Source organism: Sphingomonas aracearum (genome assembly GCF_003345355.1).
Classification (GTDB): Bacteria; Pseudomonadota; Alphaproteobacteria; order Sphingomonadales; family Sphingomonadaceae; genus Sphingomonas; species Sphingomonas aracearum.
The window spans coordinates 1,083,669-1,101,809 of record NZ_QQNB01000002.1; the positions used below are offsets into that span (position 1 = coordinate 1,083,669).

The following is an 18,141-nucleotide window of genomic DNA, read 5'->3' on the forward strand; positions in this document are numbered from 1 at the left end:
TGGCTCAGGCCGCGCCCACCCCGCCCGACAGCGTCGGCACGTCGAGCGCGGCAAAGCCGTAATGCTTCAGCCAGCGGATATCGCCGTCGAAAAAGGCGCGCAGGTCGTCCATGCCGTATTTCAGCATGGCGAGCCGATCGATGCCGCAGCCAAAGGCGAACCCCTGCCACTCGGCGGGATCGAGCCCGCAGGCGGCGATCACCTTCGGGTGGACCATGCCGGAGCCGAGCACCTCCATCCAGCCGCCGCCCGGCGCATCGCCCGAGCCGCCGATCACGCGCTTGCCCCTGGTCCAGGTATAGCCGACGTCCACCTCGGCGCTCGGCTCGGTGAACGGGAAATAGCTGGGGCGCAGGCGCAGCACGATGTCGTCGCGCTCGAAATAGGCCTTGAGGAACGTTTCCAGCGTCCATTTCAGGTGCCCGAGCGTGATCCCCTTGTCGATCACCAGCCCCTCGACCTGGTGGAACATCGGCGTGTGCGTGGCATCGCTGTCGGAGCGATAGGTACGGCCCGGCGCGATGATGCGGATCGGCGGCTTGTCCTTCAGCATCGTGCGGATCTGCACCGGCGAGGTGTGCGTGCGCAGGAGCGAGAAGGTGGTCTTCTCGTCCGCTTCGCCCCGCGCCTTCGCGTCGATCCCCTGCTGCAGGTAGAAGGTGTCGTGCATCGCGCGCGCCGGGTGGCTCGCGGGGATGTTGAGCGCGGTGAAATTGTGCCAGTCGGTCTCGATCTCCGGCCCCGTGGCGACCGAGAAACCCAGATCGGCGAAGATCTCCGCCAGCTCGTCCATCACCTGGCTGACGGGGTGGACGGTGCCGGCCGGAACCGCCTCCACCGGCAGGGTCATGTCCAGCCGCTCGGACGCGAGCCGGGCCTCGAGCGCTGCCGCCTCCAGCGCCGCCTTGCGCTCGGCGATCGCCGTGGAGACCGCCTCTCGCAGCCCCTGAATGCGCGGCCCCTCCACCAAGCGCTGTTCCGGGCTCATCCCGCCCAGCGTCTTGAGCAGCGCCGTGACGCTCCCCTGCTTGCCCAGCGCGGACACGCGGCACGCTTCCAGCGCCTCCAGCCCTGTCGCGGCGGCAATGGCGGTGAGCATGTGCTCGCGCATGGTGTCGAGATCGTCGGTCACTTCATCTCCGTTCGAAGCCCCACCGGCTCCAGCCGCGGCAATCCCAACCCAATGGCGAGATCGCTCCAATCCTCGTTATGCGCTTCGACCAGATCGATCTTCCACGCCCGCCGCCATTCCTTCATGCGCTTCTCACGCAGGATGGCCGCCTCCATCGTCTCATGCGCTTCGTACCAGACGAGCCGCGCCACGCCGTACCGTTGCGTGAAGCCGGGGATCAAGCCCTCTCTGTGCTGGACGATGCGGGCGAGAAGATTGGAAGTCACGCCGATGTACAGGGTGCCGTGGCGGCGGCTGGCGAGCATGTAGACGCAAGGCTGGAACGTTTCTCGCATGTCCCCTCCCTCGTCATCCCGGCGTATGCCGGGATCCATGGGTACGAGCCGCTGGTGTAGCGTGTTGCCGAGGGTACATCGAGTCCATGGATCCCGGCGTGCGCCGGGATGACCAATGGGAGAAGCAAGATGGCCTGTCGCCGCAAAGGGCATCGCGTATCTCACCCGTCCCGCCATTCCGGCGCATGCCGGAATCCACGTGCACGAGCGACTAGTGTAGCGCGCTGCCGGACTTCATCAAACCGATGAACCCCGCCTTCGCGGGAATGACGGAGGAAAGGCAACCACGGGCGGAAGGGCGCGAACAAAAAAGGCGCCGGTGGCCTGAACCACCGACGCCTTTCCTGTCTCGGCCCGCCACGCCGTCAGATGGGATCGGCTGTGCCTACCCTCTGCCCGCCGCGGTGCGTCCTAAAGGTGGCAGGCCAAACTCAGGCCGCCTGAGCCTCGGCCGGCAGTGCCGCCTTCGCCTGCGCGACGATGGCGGTGAAGGCCTCGCCCTCGTGCATCGCGATATCGGCCAGGACCTTCCGGTCCAGCTGGATGCCCGCAAGCTTCAGGCCGTGCATGAACTGCGAATAGGTCAGCCCTTCCGCGCGGACGCCGGCGTTGATGCGCTGGATCCACAGGCCGCGGAACGTGCGCTTCTTAACCTTGCGGTCGCGATAAGCGTATTGTCCGGCCTTCTCCACCGCCTGGCGGGCGATGCGGATGGTGTTCTTGCGACGACCATAATAGCCCTTCGCCGCATCCAGGATGCGGTTATGCTTGGCCTTGGTGGTCGTACCGCGCTTGACGCGTGCCATGGTCTCTTACTCCTCGAGCTTACTTGAGACCGTAGGGCGCCCAGCCCTTGACGATCTTGGTGTCGGCGTCGGAGACGACCGTGGTGCCGCGGTTCTGGCGGATATACTTGGCGTTGTGGCTGATCAGGCGGTGGCGCTTGCCGGCCACGCCGTGCTTCAGCTTGCCGGTGGCGGTCATGAAGAAGCGCTTCTTCACGCCGCTCTTGGTCTTGAGCTTGGGCATTTTCGTCCTTTCACAATAGAGCGATGCATTGCACAGCCGCGGCAGCCCTGATGGCCGGGCCCTGCGTTCCACGTCGCTCGGGAAGCGCGGGCGCATAGCGGACCTGCGGCCCCCATGCAAGCGGCGGGAACGATTCGTTTCTCTGGCGAATTGATACGCCCATGGTTGAGACGGTTCCCCCCGCCCCGCATTCCGTTGGCGCCAGCGGCACCGCTGCTCCGCCGCCCCCCTCTCCTCCGGCGCCGCCGACGGCAGCCAGGCGGCGGATCACGCCGCTCGGTTGGGTGGGCCGGATCCTGCTGGGGATACTGGTCGCCCTGTTCCTCGTCTGGCTGGTGCTGTTCATCACCAAGGGCCGCTTCCTGAAGCACCCGTTCGAGCGGATCGTCACCAAGATGAGCAACCGCCCGGTCACCGTGGCGGGCGATTTCCAGCTCTATTTCGCGCCCTTCAACCTGAAGTTCCGCGCCGAGGGCCTGAGCATCGGCAATGCCGACTGGGCCAAGCCGCGCCCGTTCTTCAATTCCAGGCTGATCGAGACGCGGCTGGCCATCGTGCCGCTGATCTTCGGTCACAAGCGGCTGAACTACCTGACGCTCGACGGCGCGGACGCCGACCTCGAGTGGAACAAGGCCGGCAAGAACACCTGGACGTTCAGCGACAAGCCGGGCAAGCCGCTGGAACTGCCCGCGATCCGCACCGCCACCGTGACGGGCACCCGGATCCGCTATCGCGATCCGCGCATGCTGATCGGCGCCGATCTCGGCATCGAGACGGTGAAGGCGACCGGCACGAAGGTGGACAACGCCATCCGCTTCAGCGGCACGGGCGAGGCGCGCGGCACGCCGTTCCGCTTGTCGGGCGCGCTGCTGTCCCCCAACGAGACGATCTCGGGCGGCCAGAACCGGCTGCAGGCGAACATCCGCGCCGCGAACACGGTGGCCGATATCTCGGGCACGCTGCCGGGCGCGACCGAGATCGAGGGCGCAAAGCTCAACCTCGACGTGCGCGGCTACAATCTGCAGGACCTGTTCCTTGTCGCCGGCATCGCCGTGCCGGACACGCGCGCCTATCGCCTGCGCTCGGCCCTGACCAAGCAGGGGCCGGAATGGCGCTTCACCGGCATGCGCGGGCTGATCGGCGGCACCGACGTGGCCGGCCGCATGACCGTGCGCCCGGGCGAGCCGCGCATGAAGCTGTCGGCCGTGCTGGCCACCCGCACCCTGGACATGGCGGACGCCGGGCCGTTCATCGGCTACAGCCCGCAGGCGGCGGGTGCGGCGAAGACCCAAGGCAAGGCCGCGCTGGTCCGCACGGTAGGCGGCACCCCGCGCCTGCTCCCGGATGCGCCGCTGCGGGTTGATGCGCTGAAGAACTTCGATGCCGACGTGAAGTGGACGGTGCGGACGGTGAAGGGCAAGGGCATTCCCCTGTCCAACATCGCGCTGGCGCTCACGCTGGACAACCGCCTGCTGAGCCTTTCCCCGCTCACCTTCGACATGGCCGGCGGGCATGTCGCTTCCGACATCTCGATCAACGCGCGGGTGCCGCAGGTCGTCACCGACTACGACATCCGCCTGTCGCCCACCCCGCTCGGCAAGCTGTTCGCGGGCTGGGGCGTGGCCGAATCCGGCACGTCGGGCACGCTGAAGGCGCGGGTGCAGATGCGCGGCGTCGGCAACACGCTGCACGACTCGCTCGCCACCTCCAACGGTCGCATGGCCTTTATCCTGCCCCGCGGCACCTTCTGGACGCGCAACGTGCAGATCGCGGAGCTCGACATCGGCACCTTCGTGCAGAAGATGTTCGAAAAGCGCCTGAAGGAGCCGGTGCAGATCAATTGCGGCCTGGTCGCCTTTACCGTGAAGAACGGCATCGCGGCGGCCGACCCGATCCTGATCGACACGCAGAAGAACGTGATGATCGGCCGGGGCGGGTTCAGCTTCAAGAACGAGGCGCTGGACCTCGCCTTCCGCGCGGACGGCAAGAAGTTCTCGCTCTTCTCCGCCCAGTCGCCGGTGGGCATCAACGGCTATTTCGCCAAGCCCGGCATCAACCCGATCTCCGGCGACCTGATCGCCCGTGCCGGCACCGGGATCGGGCTGGCGGCAGTGGCGACGCCGCTCGCCGGCGTGCTGGCCTTTGTCGACGTGGGCGACGCCAAGTCCGCCTCGTGCGGTCCGATCCTGTCGGGCGCGACGGCCCAGGCGCAGCGCACCACCAAGGGCGAGACGCGGGACGATGTGGGCAAGGGAACGCCGTCCAAGGAAGAGGACGGCAAGCGTTCCAAGGACGACCGCAAGGGCGAGCGGAAGAAGTTCCTGGGCATCTTCTGATCCGCTCGCTTCGAGATCGCGTTTCAAGCGCGCGGTCGCGGCCCGCAACCGCCAACGCGGCCGCCCGCCCGCAGAGACGGACGGCCGCGCGGCATCGCGCCAGGCCTGCCTTAGCGGGCGATTGGCGCGGCTGCGGCGACGGCAAGCAGGATCGGCACACCGCCGGGCTCTGCGACACGGGTAGCGGCCATCTCGCTCGCGACCTCGCGTGCAAGCCGCATCTGGCCGGCCCGGTCGGACGCGAAGATGATGTTCGCCCGGAACTTCCGGCTTCCGTGCACCCCCTCCGGCAGGGGATGGAGGGTGCGCACCTCCGACACGGCGCGCAGGGCGGCGCCGTCCAGCGCGCGGCTGCCCGACTTGCGCAGGAGCGCCACGCCTGCGGGCCGACCGTCCTCGCTGCACTGGAACGCGACGGAGGACACCCCCGTCGCGCGCAGCTCGTTGGAGGGCGGGGTGGGATAAACCAGATGCGCGTTGATGCGCTTGCCGATCATGGTCGACCAGGCCGCCACGCTGATCGGTTTGGCGACCACGACGATCTTGCGGTCGTCTTGCGCCGCCGAAGCGGTCAGCGGAACGGCGGCGGCGGCCGCGAGCAGAAATAACACCTTCCTCATGACGATCTCTTCCCAAAAGGATGATCGGCCAAACGACAAGCGCGCGAAGTCTGCGGTCAGGGCAGGCCAGCGCTTGGTCGAGAGGATTGCGTGCGTTCTGCGGTCCACGCGCGTGCCCCAGGCGATGTGTCTGCCCGGCGCGACGGCCCGTCAATTACCGTTTCGGCCATAATCCGTTTGACCGGTGCTCGCGGGCGAAGGTCGGCGCGCCGACGATCAGCCGTGCCCTCGGCAGGCAAGCGCGTCGAGGACGTCGTCGATCCGCGCCGGATCGCCCGCCGCGATCACCTCGCCCGTGCTGCCGGCATGCAGCGGGTCGCCGTGCCAGTCGCACATGCGACCGCCCGCCCCTTCCACCACCGGCACCAGCGCGGCGAAGTCGTGCAGCTTCAGCCCGGCCTCCACCACCAGGTCCAGCCACCCGCTCGTCACGCCGCCATAATTGTAGCAGTCGCCGCCCAGCACGGTGGACCGGCATGCCCCCTCCAGATGCTCGAATGCATGGAGCTGCCCGTCGTCGAACAGCGCCGGGGAGGTGGTGGCAAGAAGGGCGTCGGAAAGCTCGCGGCAGGCGCGCGTGGCGGCGGGCGCGCCGTTGAACTCGGTCGGGCGACCGGCTACGCCGATCCAACGCTCCTTTAGGATCGGCTGGTCGATCACGCCCAGCACCGGCCAGCCCTCGGCCACCAGGGCGATCAGCGTGCCGAAGATCGGCCGACCGGAGATGAAGGCGCGCGTGCCGTCGATCGGATCGAGCACCCATTGCCGGCCGCTTGTGCCATCCTTCACGCCATACTCCTCGCCATGGATCCCGTCGCGCGGATATTCCGCCTCGATAAGCCGGCGCATGGCCGCCTCCGCGGCGCGATCGGCCAGGGTGACGGGAGAGTGATCGTCCTTGGCCTCCAGCCCGTGCGGCGCACGGAAGAAGGGCAGGATCGCCTGTCCCGCCGCAAGGGCGAGCCGGTGGGCAAAGTCGATTTCGGCAGTGGAAACGCGCATTCCTCTCCCGTAGCCGCCCGCACCGCCCAGGAACATCCACATTGGAGGCACTGCGCGCTCCAGTCACGCAATCTTAGGAGGTTTCGCCCTATTGCCTCGTCACCGGGCCGCCAAGGGGCGCCGTGCGCGGTACCGAAGGAGGCTGAATCGACATGTCGGGGGCTCGTGCCAGGCGCGTTGCCGCAGCGCGCGATCCGTCCATGGAGCTCTTCACCGCGATCGGAAACTTTCTTGCCGAACATCGGCTGAGCCCGGACCCGCGGCATTATGAATTTGCCTTTCGCGTGCTCAGTGATGCCGAAGGTCCCCTCGCCCGCGCTGTCGCGGAACTGACGGACGGCGGCTATCGCCTGACCGGCCGCAACATCGAGGAACTGGGCGGGGAGGTAGCAACCTCCGCCAGCCCCGCGGCCACACGGATCCGCGCCGACACGCTGGTGGCGGAAACCCAGCACCAGGTGGAAGGCTTTTCCGACATCATGCAGGCGATGGCGCGCGAAACGCAGGATTTCGGCCGCGACCTGGCCCGCAGCGCCGATGCGATCCGGCTGGATCGCAGTCTCGGCCTCGACGAGGTGTTGCGCGTGACCGGCTCCATGCTGGACCGCGTGCGCTCGGCCGAGCAGCAGCTGGACGTCGCCACCCGCGAGGCCAGCGAGCTGCGCCAGAAGCTGGAGGAGGCGCGGGAAAGTGCGCGCACCGATCCGTTGACCGGCCTGCCCAATCGCCGCGCGTTCGAGGAAGCCTATGCCAAGGCGGAGCGCAAGGGCGATCCGCTGTGCCTCGCGGTAGTGGACATCGACCACTTCAAGTCGGTCAACGACCGGTTCGGGCATGCGGTCGGCGATCGCGTGCTTAAAGCCATCGCCGAGGCCCTGCAGCGGCATTGCCCCGGCGCGATCGTCGCCCGCTATGGCGGGGAGGAGTTCGCCCTGCTGTTCCAGAACCTCACGCTGGCGGCTACCCGCGCGACACTGGAGGAAGCGCGGGAGGCGGTCGCCGCGCGCCGTTTCCGCCTGCGCGAAACGGACGAGCCGCTGGGTGCGGTCACCTTCTCCTGCGGGATCACCCGGTCCGACTTCAGCGAAGGTCTGGGCGTCGTTTTCGGCCGGGCGGATCGCTTCCTGTATGCGGCCAAGGAAGCCGGACGGAACCGCGTGCAACAAGGCTGATCGTTGTTGCGCAATGTTGGCGCAAATCACCAGTTGTTGTCGGCCTCCCACGCCAACCCTCGCGCCTCCTCGGGAACAAGGCGAGCAACCTCAACAACTTACGATTCTGGCACGACCTCTGCAATCTATCTGGCATCGGCGATCGGAAGGTCCGACCCGCCGAAAACCAGGAGAACACATCATGTCGAACGCTCTCGAAGTTGTCAGCCGCGCCGTTGTTTCCTTCTCGGCCGCCCTGCTCTGCGCCGCGCTGTTCGTCGGCGCCGCCGTTCCCGTGATGCCGGTCGCCTGAGGCGACCGGCTCCCACACAGGAGTTTCCCCATGTCCCGCACTTTCTCGATCGGCCTTGCGTCGTTCGCCGCCACCGTGCTGCTGCTCACAGCGCAGCACGCCCTCTGGACACCGCCCGCCTTCTGAAGCCTCAAGCCGGGCTGAGGCCCGCCGCCTCGGGCGCCGCCCTCTGCGCCTCGCCGCGCGAATAGCGGCCGATCAGCAGGCCCGCGCCCACCACATGCCCGTCCATCGCCTCGATCAGCGCGGACCGGCCGGGCGAAGCGCCGGGATCGCCGGCACCTTCGCCCAACGCGAACAACTGAAAGGCATAGCGGTGATCGCCATGCCCGGTCGGCGGATCGGGCGGCAGCCAGCCTTCACGGAAGAAGGAGTTTCGGCCCACGTCCCCGGTTTCCGGATGGCCGTTGCCGTCTTCGGCAATGGCGCCCTCCTCCAGCCGCGCCGAGCCTGCCGGCAGTCCCCAGACGACCGCGTGGACGAGCGGCGCCGGCGCCGGCGCGTCCGCGTCCTCAACCAGCAGGGCGAGAAACGCCGTGCCTTCGGGCGCCTCGCCCCAGGTCAGCGGCGGCGAGACGCCATCGCCGTCGGCGGTGAAGCGCTCCGGCAGTCGCCCTTCGGAGGGAAAGGCGGGGCTGGTCAGCTCCATCGGCGCGATCCGGCCGTCGATCGGCAATTGGGCGATGGCAAGGTTCTCGGCGCCGGCCCGCACGCTTTTCAGCGCGGCGCCAAGCCAGTGGGGGATATGTTCCAGCATCGGACTTCCAACGAGCGGAGCGGCGCCGGGTTGCGCCGCCCCGATCCGCACCCCCGGTCAGGCGCCCGCCACCTCGGCTTGCGCGTTGATCTTCGCCTCGGCCATGGCCGTCAGCTTCTCGTCGGTGGCGCGCTCTTCCGCCAGCGTTTCGCCCAGCACCTGCGCGATCTCGCTGCGGCCCAGTTGCGTGGCCCAGGCGATCAGCGTTCCGTATCGCGCGATCTCGTAATGCTCCACCGCCTGCGCCGCCGCGATCAGCGCGGCGTCCAGCACCTGCTTGTCGGCGATCTCGCCCGCGACCTCGTTGGCTTCCTTGATGATCCCGTCGATCGCCGGGCACGTCACCGCCTTGGCTTCCTTGCCGAGCAGCTGGAAGACCCGTTCCAGACGGGCGATCTGGCCCTCCGTCTCGGTCAAGTGCGTTTGGAAGCCCTGCTTCAGCTCGGGCGCGGTCGCCTTTTCGATCATCTTGGGCAGCGCCTTGGTGATCTGGTGCTCGGCATAATAGACGTCCTGCAACTGGTGCAGGAACAGGTCGTCGAACGTCTCGATGTCCTTGGTGAACAGGCCCATGGCAGATCTCCGGATGGAGGCGCGCGCCAGTCGCGTGGCCTCCCGGCTGCAACGATGCGCCCGGATGTGGGTTGCACCCTTGTCCGCAGAAGCGACGAACGGAGGCACCGGCCCGACATGCCCGATCTCGAACGCTTCGTGGAGGCGCAGGCCCCGGTCTACGACCAGGCACTGGCGGAGCTCACCCGCGGGCGCAAGACGAGCCACTGGATGTGGTTCGTCTTTCCGCAGATCGCCGGGCTCGGCCACTCGGCGATGGCGCAGCGTTATGCGATCGCCGATCTGGCGGAGGCGCGTGCCTATCTGGCGCATCCGCTGCTCGGGCCGCGACTGCTGGAATGCGCCGAAGCGATCCTGGCGCATGCGGGTCAATCGGCCGAGGCGATCCTGGGCGGCATCGACGCGGTGAAGCTGCGCTCCTCCGCCACCCTGTTCGAAGCGGCGAGCGGCGGCGACGTGTTCACGCTCCTGCTCGACACCTTCTACGCCGGGCAGCGAGACCCGGCGACCCTCGCGCGGTTGCCAGCCGATATTCCCTGATTTTCGCGACGATCCGCCGTTCCGCGCTGGGTGCCACCGTCCGGCTCAGGCACCTCGTCATGACGGTGTCGGTGCTGCCGTTCAGGCGGCGTCGCAGCCGTCGAGGCGCCAACTGTGCTGCTGCCGCAGGATGGAGGCGGTGCGGCTTTGTCGTCGAGAGGAGGGAGGCTCGCCTTTGCGGTAATGAGTGAAGGCCGCTTTCCTGAACTGTCGCACGGACAGGGTCTGAGGCCCGCCTCCGCAAAGATACCATGCGCATGCCGTGCAACTGGCGCCCTTTCGCGCGATCCTGTATCCGCACCTCCGTGACCGCACTTCTTGCCCTTCTCGCCTCTGCCGTCGCGATGACGCTGATCGTGGGCGTGCGCTACCTGCTCACCTCCGGCGGTTTCGCGCTGGCCACGCGCCTGCGGCATCCCGGCCTCTATGCCGGGCTCGACCGCCAGATGCGGCGCGAGATCGGGTGGAGCCTCGCCTCCGCAGCGATCTATGGCGTGCCCGCCGGGATCGTCGCCTGGGGCTGGCAGGAGCATGGCTGGACGCGGATCTACCGGGACGCGCACGCCTGGCCGCTCTGGTACCTGCCGGTTTCGGTGTTGCTGTACCTCTTCGCGCACGACACCTGGTTCTACTGGACGCATCGCTGGATGCACCGCCCGCGCATCTTCAAGGTCGCCCATGCGGTGCATCATGCCAGCCGCCCGCCGACCGCCTGGGCCGCCATGGCCTTTCACCCGGTGGAGGCGCTGACCGGCGCTGTTGTAATTCCGCTACTGGTGTTCGTGATTCCGATTCATGTCGGCGCACTCGGCTTGGTGCTAGGAATCATGACGGTTATGGGGGTAACCAATCACATGGGCTGGGAGCTGTTTCCCCGCTGGATGTGGGCGGGGCGGCTGGGGGGCTGGCTCATCACCGCAAGCCACCACCAGCGGCACCATGCCGAGTACAGGTGCAATTATGGTCTCTATTTCCGCTTCTGGGATCGGTTGTGCGGCACGGACCGCGGCCTGGGCACGTTCGGCCCTGCCGGCAACGGCGCTCGCCGCGCTCGCGCTGGCGGTGCTCCCCGGCGCGACGGGCGTCTCGAAACTGACGGTTGACGTGTCGGACATGCGCTCGGCCAGGGGGCTCCTGCGCGTGTGCCTCACCTCCGATCCGGACAACTTCCCCAAATGCGTCGACGATGCCGATGCGGTCACCCGCTCGGTGCCGGCCGGCCATCGAGCGCTGGATTTCGCCGGGCTGCCGCACGGCGACTATGCGGTGGCGGTGATCCATGACGAGAACGGAAACGCGAAGCTCGATACCTTTGCCGGCGTCCCCAAGGAAGGCTTCGGCTTTTCGCGCAACCCGCGGATCCTATTCGGCCCGCCCCGCTTCACCGCGGCGCGGTTCACGCTGGGAAGTGATGCAGACGTGCAACAGGTGAAGATGCGTTATCTGCTCTGAAGGAGCTTTATTGCTGCACCTGCGTTACGCCTCCGAATCGACTACAACTCTATCGTCCACAGGGGGACCTGACACCGTGCGCATCCGCTTTGCCTTCGCGGCCTCCGCTGCCCTTCTCGCCGCGGCTCCGGCCTTCGCGCAGGACGCCGGCACGCCCACCGACGCCTCCGCCGCGCCGAGCCCGAGCACGATCGACCCGAACGACCTGAACGGCAATTCGATCACGATCGGCGGCGCCGCCGTGAACATCCCCGATTACGAAGGTTCCAACGATTACCGCTGGGCCGCGGCACCGGCGGCGATCGGTTCGATCGGCGGCTTCGGCTTCCAGCTCGCAGGCAACCGCCTCAGCGTGGACCTGATCCCGAACCGGCCCGGCCCGGTGATCGACATCCAGGCGGGCCCGATCGTCGTGCTGAACTTCAATCGCGGCAACGCCGACCAGATCGAGGACCGCCGGGTCCGCGCGCTGGGCGAAGTGGATACCGCCTGGGAAGTCGGTGGCTATGTCGGCATCGGCAAGACGGGCGTCATCACCAGCCCGTACGACAAGCTGTCGGTGTCGCTCAGCTATCGCCATGATGTGTCGGACGTGCACGACAGCGCGATCTGGCAGCCGAGCGTCAGCTACCTGACGCCCGTTTCCACCAAGGCGGCGGTGGCGCTGTTCGCCTCGGCCGAGCGCGCCGAGCGGGGCTATGGCCGGGCGTATTTCAGCGTCACCCCGACGCAGAGCGTCGCCAGCGGCCTGCCGGTCTACAACGCGCAGGGCGGGTGGAAGAACTACACGCTGGGCGGCGTTGTCACCTATTCGCTGACCGGCAACCTGCTGAAGGGGTTCAAGGTCGTTGCGGGCGGCACCTATCGCCGCATGCTCAACGATTTCGCCGACAGCCCGCTGGTCAGCATCGCCGGCAAGAAGAGCCAGTGGATGGGCGCTGTCGGGCTTGCCTATACCTTCTGATAGTACCGGCAATCATGGTTGATCCCCTCCGGAAAGCAGCCTTGCGCCGCTTCCCGAAGGGGACGCCAGGGAACAACCTCGATCAAGCCGCGTATTTTATTTACGGGTGAATGCATCCCTCTGCCCCGCCACGCGTCCTGCCTTCGGACCGGCGGAACCGTTCCACATCAAAATCGCCTTCCGCCCGCGTCCGCACCATAGAGGTGCTCCGCCAACCGCGGCGGAGACGGCGTGCAGGGAGGTTGTGATGGAAGATAGCGTACAACTGATGGACGCGCTCGATCGGCGCGTGGAGCGTCGAAACGAGCGGCGCGAATTCTTCCGCACTGCCCTGGGGGCCGCAGCCGTCGCCGGCGCCGGTGTTGCCGCCGTGTCGCTGAGCGGCCCTGCCACCGCCCAGGCGATCACCGATGCCGACGTGCTGAACTTCGCCCTCAATCTCGAATATCTCGAGGCGCAATTCTATTCCTACGCCGCGCTTGGCGTGGGTCTCAACAACAACCTGCTCACGGGCAGCGGCAACCAGGGCGCGGTTTCCGGCGGGCGCCGCGTCACCTTCACCGATCCGGTGGTGGCACAATATGCTCGCGAGATCGCCCAGGACGAGATCGCGCATGTGACCTTCCTGCGCAACGCGCTCGGCACCGCCGCGGTGTCGCAGCCGGCGATCGACATCTCCGTGTCGGCGAACAGCGCCTTCTCCAAAGCGGCGCGCGAGGCCCGCCTGATCACCGCCGACCAGACGTTCGATCCCTATGCCAGCGACGAGAACTTCCTGCTCGGCGCGTTCATCTTCGAGGACGTGGGCGTCAGCGCCTACAAGGGCGCCTCGCCGCTCATCACCAACAACACCTATGTCGATGCCGCCGCCGGCATCCTTGCCGCCGAAGCATTCCACGCGGGCATCATCCGCACGCAGCTGTACGCCAAGGGCATCGCCACGCCAACGCTGCGCACCGGGTCCGAGGCGATTTCCACTGCACGCGACACGCTCGACGGCGCATCGGACCGCGACCAAGGCGTCGCCCCGCAGGACGTGACGGTCACCCTCGCCAACGGTTCGTCCAGCACGCAGACGATCGCCAACATCGCGCCCACCGACAGCAACGGCATCGCCTATAGCCGCACGACCAGCCAGGTGCTCAGCATCGTCTATCTCACCGGCACGGCCGGCGCGACGGCGGGCGGGTTTTTCCCCGCCGGCCTGAACGGCAACATCCGCACCACCACGGCCAACGCCTGAGCGAGCCGACAGGGAGAGATACGATGCGCGACACACAGACGATTCTCGACATGATGGAAGCCGCCGGCCAGCAGCGTGCGGCCCGGCGCCGGTTCATTCGCATGTGCGGCGGGGCCGCGGCGATCGCGGGCAGCCTTTCGGTGCTGTCCGGCTGCGACGACGACGATGACGACGACGTCACGCCGACGCCCACCGCCACGGCGACGCCCACCCCGACGCCCACGGCGACCTCCTCGTCCGCCGTCAGCGACGTGGACGTGCTGAACTTCGCCCTGAACCTCGAATATCTCGAGGGCGCCTATTACTATCAGGCGGCGTTCGGCTCGACGATCCCGGCGGCCAGCCTCACCGGCACCGGCCAGCAGGGCACCGTTATCGGCGGCGCGCAGGTGAACTTCACCGACACGGTGGTGCGTGAATTCGCCCGCGAGATCGCGGTGGACGAGCTGGCGCACATCAACTTCCTGCGCCAGACGCTGGGCACCGTTGCCGTGGCACAACCGGCGATCAACATCGCGGGCGACGCCACCGGGGCCTTCACCGCCGCCGCGCGGGCGGCCGGGGTGATCCGGTCGGACGAGGTGTTCAATCCCTATGCCAATGACGAGAACTTCCTGATCGGCGCCTATCTGCTGACCGATGTGGGCGTGTCCGCCTATCGCGGCTCGGCACGGCTCATCACCAACAAGGTGTTCCTGGAAGCCTCGGCGGGCATCCTTGCCACTGAATGCTACCATGACGCGGCGATCCGCTCGACGCTCTACGCCAAGGGCCTCGCGCCCTCGGACCTGCGGGCGAAAACGGTGAAGATCAGCGACACGCGCGATTTGCTGGATGGGCCGAACGAGAACGACCAGGGCATCATCGATGCCGACGGCAATGCGAACATCGTCCCGACCGACGCCGGCGGCCTGGTGCTCGGCCGTACGGCGCAGCAGGTGCTGAACGTCGTCTACAACAACCGGGCGTCGGTGGTCGGCGGGGGCTTCTTCCCGCAAGGCGTCAACGGCACGATCCGCCAGTCGGCCGCGAACTAGGCGCGTGCAGCCTGGGATTGCGACAGCGATCCCGGGGCCTGCCACGGCGGGCGACGAGGCCGACGCGGCCGTCCTCTCCTGACGGCGTGGCGCCCTTCCCGACAAGAAAGGCCGCGCGGGAACCCTCCCGTGCGGCCTTTCCTTTGTTGCGTAACCCGCCTACGCTCCACCGATCCCCGGGGGAGCGCTTCGTCGCGCTTGAGAGGAGGGCCGCAGCCCTCGACCCGCTGAACCTGATCCGGCTGACACCGGCGTAGGGAGGGAGCGGTCGCCATCTCACGGTCCGCCTCCTCCGAATGGAGTGGACGACCATGGCAGACGTTGACAGTGTAATCGAACGCGCTTCCGCCGGAAGCCAGCGCCCCACACGTACCCAGATCGGCGTCACCACCGGCCCGATCCGCGGCTCAAGCAAGATCCATGTCGGCCCGCTCGGCGTCGCGATGCGCGAGATCGCGCTCGATCCCTCCTCCGGCGAGCCGCCGCTGCGGGTCTATGACACGTCCGGTCCCTACACCGACCCGAACGCCCGCATCGACATCCAAGCCGGCCTGCCGCTGCTGCGCCGCGGCTGGATCGAGGCACGCGGCGACGTGGAAAGCTATGACGCACGCGCGGTGAAGCCGGAGGATAACGGCCAGCTCGGCCCGGATCGCTCGGGCGGCGTGCCGCAATATCCGAACACGGTGAAGCGGCCGCTTCGCGCGCGCGCCGGGCAGAACGTGAGCCAGATGCATTATGCGCGCCGCGGCATCATCACGCCCGAGATGCAATATGTCGCCACGCGCGAGAATCTCGGCCGCGAGCAGCTCGCCGAATATGTCCGCGACGGCGAGAGCTTCGGCGCGTCGATCCCGAACTTCGTGACTCCGGAGTTCGTCCGCGACGAGGTGGCGCGCGGCCGGGCGATCATCCCCAACAACATCAACCACCCTGAATCCGAGCCGATGGCGATCGGTCGCAATTTCCTGGTCAAGATCAACGCCAATATCGGCAATTCCGCCGTGGCATCGAACGTCGCCACCGAAGTCGACAAGCTCGTCTGGTCGATCCGCTGGGGCGCGGACACGGTGATGGACCTGTCGACCGGACGCAACATCCACGACACGCGCGAGTGGATCCTGCGTAACAGCCCCGTGCCGATCGGCACCGTGCCGATCTATCAGGCGCTCGAAAAGGTCGGCGGCATCGCCGAGGAGCTGACCTGGGAGATCTTCCGCGACACGCTGATCGAGCAGGCCGAACAGGGCGTGGACTATTTCACCATCCATGCCGGCGTGCGCCTGCCCTATATCCCGATGACCGCCAAGCGCGTCACCGGCATCGTCTCGCGCGGCGGCTCGATCATGGCGAAATGGTGCCTGGCGCACCACAAGGAGAGCTTCCTTTACGAGCGGTTCGACGAGATCACCGAGATCATGAAGGCGTACGACATCGCCTACAGCCTCGGCGACGGCCTGCGTCCCGGATCGATCGCCGACGCCAATGACGAGGCGCAGTTCGCCGAGCTCTACACGCTGGGCGAGCTCACGCACCGCGCCTGGGCGCAGGACGTGCAGGTTATGATCGAAGGCCCCGGCCATGTGCCGATGCACAAGATCAAGCAGAACATGGACAAGCAGCTGGAGGCCTGCGGCGAGGCGCCCTTCTACACGCTTGGGCCGCTCACCACCGACATCGCCCCGGGCTATGACCACATCACCTCGGGCATCGGCGCGGCGATGATCGGCTGGTACGGCACGGCGATGCTCTGCTACGTCACGCCCAAGGAGCATCTGGGGCTCCCGGACCGCGACGACGTGAAGGTCGGCGTGGTGACGTACAAGCTCGCCGCCCACGCCGCCGACCTCGCCAAGGGCCATCCGGCGGCGCAGATGCGCGACGACGCCCTGTCGCGCGCCCGCTTCGAGTTCCGCTGGCGCGACCAGTTCAACCTGTCGCTCGATCCCGATACGGCCGAGCAATATCACGACCAGACGCTCCCCGCGGAAGGCGCCAAGACCGCGCATTTCTGCTCCATGTGCGGGCCGAAATTCTGCTCGATGAAGATCACGCAGGAGGTGCGCGACTTCGCCGCGAAACAGAACGCACCGGTGGAGACGTTCGTGGCCGCCGGAGATGCCGAGGCCGGCATGGCCGAAATGAGCGAACGGTTCCGGGAGAAGGGTGGGGAAGTGTATCTGCCGGCAGCGGAGTGAAGGATCCGGCGATTTCTCGGGAGCTTGCAGGCTCTTTGCTTGGTCACCGGGCTGGGGCGAAAAGAGCTCCAGCCGGCCCGGCAGATCACAGCTTCATGCCGCGCCTTCAGTAATGGTACCGGCACTGCGCCACTTGCAGCACCTGTTCCTCGCCACTGCCCGCTACACGATAGACCAGCCGGTGCTCGTGGCTAATCCGGCGGGACCACCAGCCTGAGAGGTTGCCGCCGAGCGGCTCGGGCTTGCCGGTACCCTTGGAGGGGCGCCGCCGACATTCCTCAATCAATGCGTTGAGCTTGGCGTCGGCCGCGTGCAGGTCGAGATACTCGGTCCAGGATCGCGACGAGAACTGGACCTTCACGGCTGGATGAGCTCGTGCATCTCTCCTCCGCCCGCCTCCAGCTCGGCGATGCTCTCCAGCAACCGCTTGGCGTTCGCCGGCGAGCGCAGCAGGTAGAGCGTCTCCTCGACGGAGGCCCATTCGCTGGCGGACACCAGCACTGCGCCTTCGCCCCTTTGCCGAGTGATGCCGAGAGGTGCGCAACCGCTATCGCCCCTCCCTTTCCGCGCCTGGGACCCTCACCCCACACGCCTTCCCTCCCGCCCCGCCAGCTCCACCACATATTGCCACGCCACGCGCCCCGACCGGCTCCCGCGCCGCGTGGCCCAGCCGACCGCCTCGGCCGCATCGAACGGCAGACCAAGCGCCTCCGCATAGGCGCGCACGATGGCGAGGTAGGCGTCCTGGTCGACCACGTGGAAGCCGAGGCTCAGCCCGAAGCGGTCGGCCAACGCAAGGTTGTCGTCCGCCGCGTCGCGCGGGTTGATCGCGCTGTCCTGCTCGGCGAGGTCGCGCGGGATCAGGTGGCGGCGGTTGGCGGTGACGATCAGCCGGGCATTGTCCGGCCGCGCCTCCGCCCCGCCCTCCAGCAACGACCGCAGGGCGCGGCCATCGGCGGCATGGTCGAAGCCGAGATCGTCGAGGAACAGCGCGAACCGCCGCGAAACCGGCGCGATGGTGGCGAACAGCGCCGGCAGCGTCTCCAGGCTGGCGCTCGCCACCTCGATCAGCGCGAGCGCCCGGCCGGCGGCTTGCAGATGCGCAATGGCGCTTTTCACCAGCGCCGACTTGCCCGTGCCCCGCGCACCCCAGAGCAGCACGTCATGCGCCGGCAGCCCCTCCGCCAGCCGCTCGAGATTGCCGACCAGCGCCGCCTTCTGCGCATCGATCCCGCACAGCCTCTCCAGCGGCTGCGGCGCAAAGGCGCGGGCCGGCTGCAACACCGCGCCGCGCCACACATAGGCTGGATGCGCCAGGGGATCGGCCGGCGCGGGCGGCGGCGGGGCGAGGCGTTCCAGGGCGGCGGCGATGCGGAGAAGCGGATCGGTCATGGCCCGGCGCTATCGCGCGACGGCGCGCCTGCCTAGGACCGAACACGCCGTCGGGCGGCGATACGCC

19 protein-coding genes, 1 pseudogene and 1 riboswitch are annotated in these 18,141 nt (G+C 67.7%); of the genes and pseudogenes, 9 read left to right on the forward strand and 11 right to left on the reverse strand.

Annotation, left to right across the window (positions count from 1 at the left end; translation table 11 throughout):
- Positions 1-4: 4 nt before the first annotated feature.
- The 4 genes from pheS to rpmI form a co-directional block, all read right to left on the reverse strand.
- Positions 5-1,111, reverse strand: coding sequence for a phenylalanine--tRNA ligase subunit alpha (pheS, locus tag DVW87_RS12420; RefSeq protein WP_181814839.1), 1,107 nt, complete (start codon positions 1,109-1,111; stop codon positions 5-7).
- A 17-nt stretch (positions 1,112-1,128) separates the two neighbouring features.
- Positions 1,129-1,467 (reverse strand): GIY-YIG nuclease family protein, encoded by a 339-nt coding sequence (locus tag DVW87_RS12425; RefSeq protein WP_114688049.1) that lies wholly within the window; start codon positions 1,465-1,467, stop codon positions 1,129-1,131.
- A 431-nt stretch (positions 1,468-1,898) separates the two neighbouring features.
- Positions 1,899-2,273 (reverse strand): 50S ribosomal protein L20, encoded by a 375-nt coding sequence (gene rplT, locus DVW87_RS12430; RefSeq protein ID WP_114688050.1) that lies wholly within the window; start codon positions 2,271-2,273, stop codon positions 1,899-1,901.
- A gap of 19 nt (positions 2,274-2,292) precedes the next feature.
- A complete protein-coding gene (rpmI, locus tag DVW87_RS12435) occupies positions 2,293-2,496 on the reverse strand; it encodes a 50S ribosomal protein L35 (RefSeq protein WP_114688051.1) in 204 nt (67 codons plus the stop codon).
- Between the two features lie 161 nt (positions 2,497-2,657).
- On the opposite strand from rpmI, the gene DVW87_RS12440 reads away from it, so the two are divergent.
- On the forward strand, positions 2,658-4,832 hold the full coding sequence (locus tag DVW87_RS12440; protein ID WP_114688052.1) for an AsmA family protein: 2,175 nt from the start codon (positions 2,658-2,660) through the stop codon (positions 4,830-4,832).
- 110 nt (positions 4,833-4,942) lie between these two features.
- On the opposite strand, the gene DVW87_RS12445 is transcribed toward DVW87_RS12440, so the two are convergent.
- Together DVW87_RS12445 and hisN are read right to left on the reverse strand one after the other, a co-directional pair.
- Positions 4,943-5,452 carry a TonB family protein gene (locus DVW87_RS12445; protein ID WP_114688053.1) on the reverse strand — a complete coding sequence of 170 codons (510 nt, stop codon included), beginning with the start codon at positions 5,450-5,452 and terminating at the stop codon, positions 4,943-4,945.
- A gap of 216 nt (positions 5,453-5,668) precedes the next feature.
- Positions 5,669-6,454, reverse strand: coding sequence for a histidinol-phosphatase (gene hisN, locus DVW87_RS12450; protein WP_114688054.1), 786 nt, complete (start codon positions 6,452-6,454; stop codon positions 5,669-5,671).
- Between the two features lie 152 nt (positions 6,455-6,606).
- On the opposite strand from hisN, the gene DVW87_RS12455 reads away from it, so the two are divergent.
- On the forward strand, positions 6,607-7,626 hold the full coding sequence (locus DVW87_RS12455) for a GGDEF domain-containing protein (protein ID WP_114688055.1): 1,020 nt from the start codon (positions 6,607-6,609) through the stop codon (positions 7,624-7,626).
- A 422-nt stretch (positions 7,627-8,048) separates the two neighbouring features.
- Here the strand turns inward: DVW87_RS12455 and DVW87_RS12460 are convergent, their stop codons facing one another.
- Both DVW87_RS12460 and DVW87_RS12465 read right to left on the reverse strand, forming a co-directional pair.
- Positions 8,049-8,675, reverse strand: a complete 627-nt coding sequence (locus DVW87_RS12460) for a YbhB/YbcL family Raf kinase inhibitor-like protein (RefSeq protein WP_114688056.1) — start codon at positions 8,673-8,675, stop codon at positions 8,049-8,051.
- A gap of 57 nt (positions 8,676-8,732) precedes the next feature.
- Positions 8,733-9,248, reverse strand: coding sequence for a YciE/YciF ferroxidase family protein (locus DVW87_RS12465; protein WP_114688057.1), 516 nt, complete (start codon positions 9,246-9,248; stop codon positions 8,733-8,735).
- Positions 9,249-9,365: 117 nt separating this feature from the next.
- Here DVW87_RS12465 and DVW87_RS12470 point away from each other — a divergent pair, with 117 nt between their 5' ends.
- The 7 genes from DVW87_RS12470 (at position 9,366) to thiC (ending at position 16,682) form a co-directional block, all read left to right on the forward strand.
- Positions 9,366-9,788, forward strand: a complete 423-nt coding sequence (locus DVW87_RS12470) for a DUF1810 domain-containing protein (RefSeq protein WP_114688058.1) — start codon at positions 9,366-9,368, stop codon at positions 9,786-9,788.
- Positions 9,789-10,132: 344 nt separating this feature from the next.
- Positions 10,133-10,891, forward strand: coding sequence for a sterol desaturase family protein (locus tag DVW87_RS12475; protein WP_420822344.1), 759 nt, complete (start codon positions 10,133-10,135; stop codon positions 10,889-10,891).
- A gap of 10 nt (positions 10,892-10,901) precedes the next feature.
- A complete protein-coding gene (locus DVW87_RS12480) occupies positions 10,902-11,240 on the forward strand; it encodes a DUF2141 domain-containing protein (protein WP_114688225.1) in 339 nt (112 codons plus the stop codon).
- A gap of 76 nt (positions 11,241-11,316) precedes the next feature.
- Positions 11,317-12,204 carry a MipA/OmpV family protein gene (locus DVW87_RS12485; RefSeq protein ID WP_114688060.1) on the forward strand — a complete coding sequence of 296 codons (888 nt, stop codon included), beginning with the start codon at positions 11,317-11,319 and terminating at the stop codon, positions 12,202-12,204.
- A gap of 247 nt (positions 12,205-12,451) precedes the next feature.
- Positions 12,452-13,447: a ferritin-like domain-containing protein gene (locus DVW87_RS12490; protein ID WP_114688061.1), complete on the forward strand. Its 996-nt coding sequence runs from the start codon at positions 12,452-12,454 to the stop codon at positions 13,445-13,447.
- Positions 13,448-13,470: 23 nt separating this feature from the next.
- Positions 13,471-14,484: a ferritin-like domain-containing protein gene (locus tag DVW87_RS12495; protein ID WP_114688062.1), complete on the forward strand. Its 1,014-nt coding sequence runs from the start codon at positions 13,471-13,473 to the stop codon at positions 14,482-14,484.
- Positions 14,485-14,652: 168 nt separating this feature from the next.
- Positions 14,653-14,761: riboswitch (TPP riboswitch) on the forward strand.
- Between the two features lie 34 nt (positions 14,762-14,795).
- On the forward strand, positions 14,796-16,682 hold the full coding sequence (thiC, locus tag DVW87_RS12500) for a phosphomethylpyrimidine synthase ThiC (RefSeq protein ID WP_114688226.1): 1,887 nt from the start codon (positions 14,796-14,798) through the stop codon (positions 16,680-16,682).
- A 106-nt stretch (positions 16,683-16,788) separates the two neighbouring features.
- On the opposite strand, the gene DVW87_RS12505 is transcribed toward thiC, so the two are convergent.
- The 3 genes and pseudogenes from DVW87_RS12505 to DVW87_RS12515 form a co-directional block, all read right to left on the reverse strand.
- Positions 16,789-17,043 carry a Txe/YoeB family addiction module toxin gene (locus DVW87_RS12505; RefSeq protein ID WP_114688063.1) on the reverse strand — a complete coding sequence of 85 codons (255 nt, stop codon included), beginning with the start codon at positions 17,041-17,043 and terminating at the stop codon, positions 16,789-16,791.
- Positions 17,040-17,216 (reverse strand): annotated as a pseudogene (locus tag DVW87_RS12510) (type II toxin-antitoxin system Phd/YefM family antitoxin); the annotation flags it as partial. The gene DVW87_RS12505 and the pseudogene DVW87_RS12510, both read right to left, overlap by 4 nt.
- Before the next feature lie 45 nt (positions 17,217-17,261).
- Complete coding sequence (locus tag DVW87_RS12515) at positions 17,262-18,074, reverse strand: ATP-binding protein (RefSeq protein WP_114688065.1); 813 nt, start codon at positions 18,072-18,074, stop codon at positions 17,262-17,264.
- Positions 18,075-18,141: the final 67 nt, after the last annotated feature.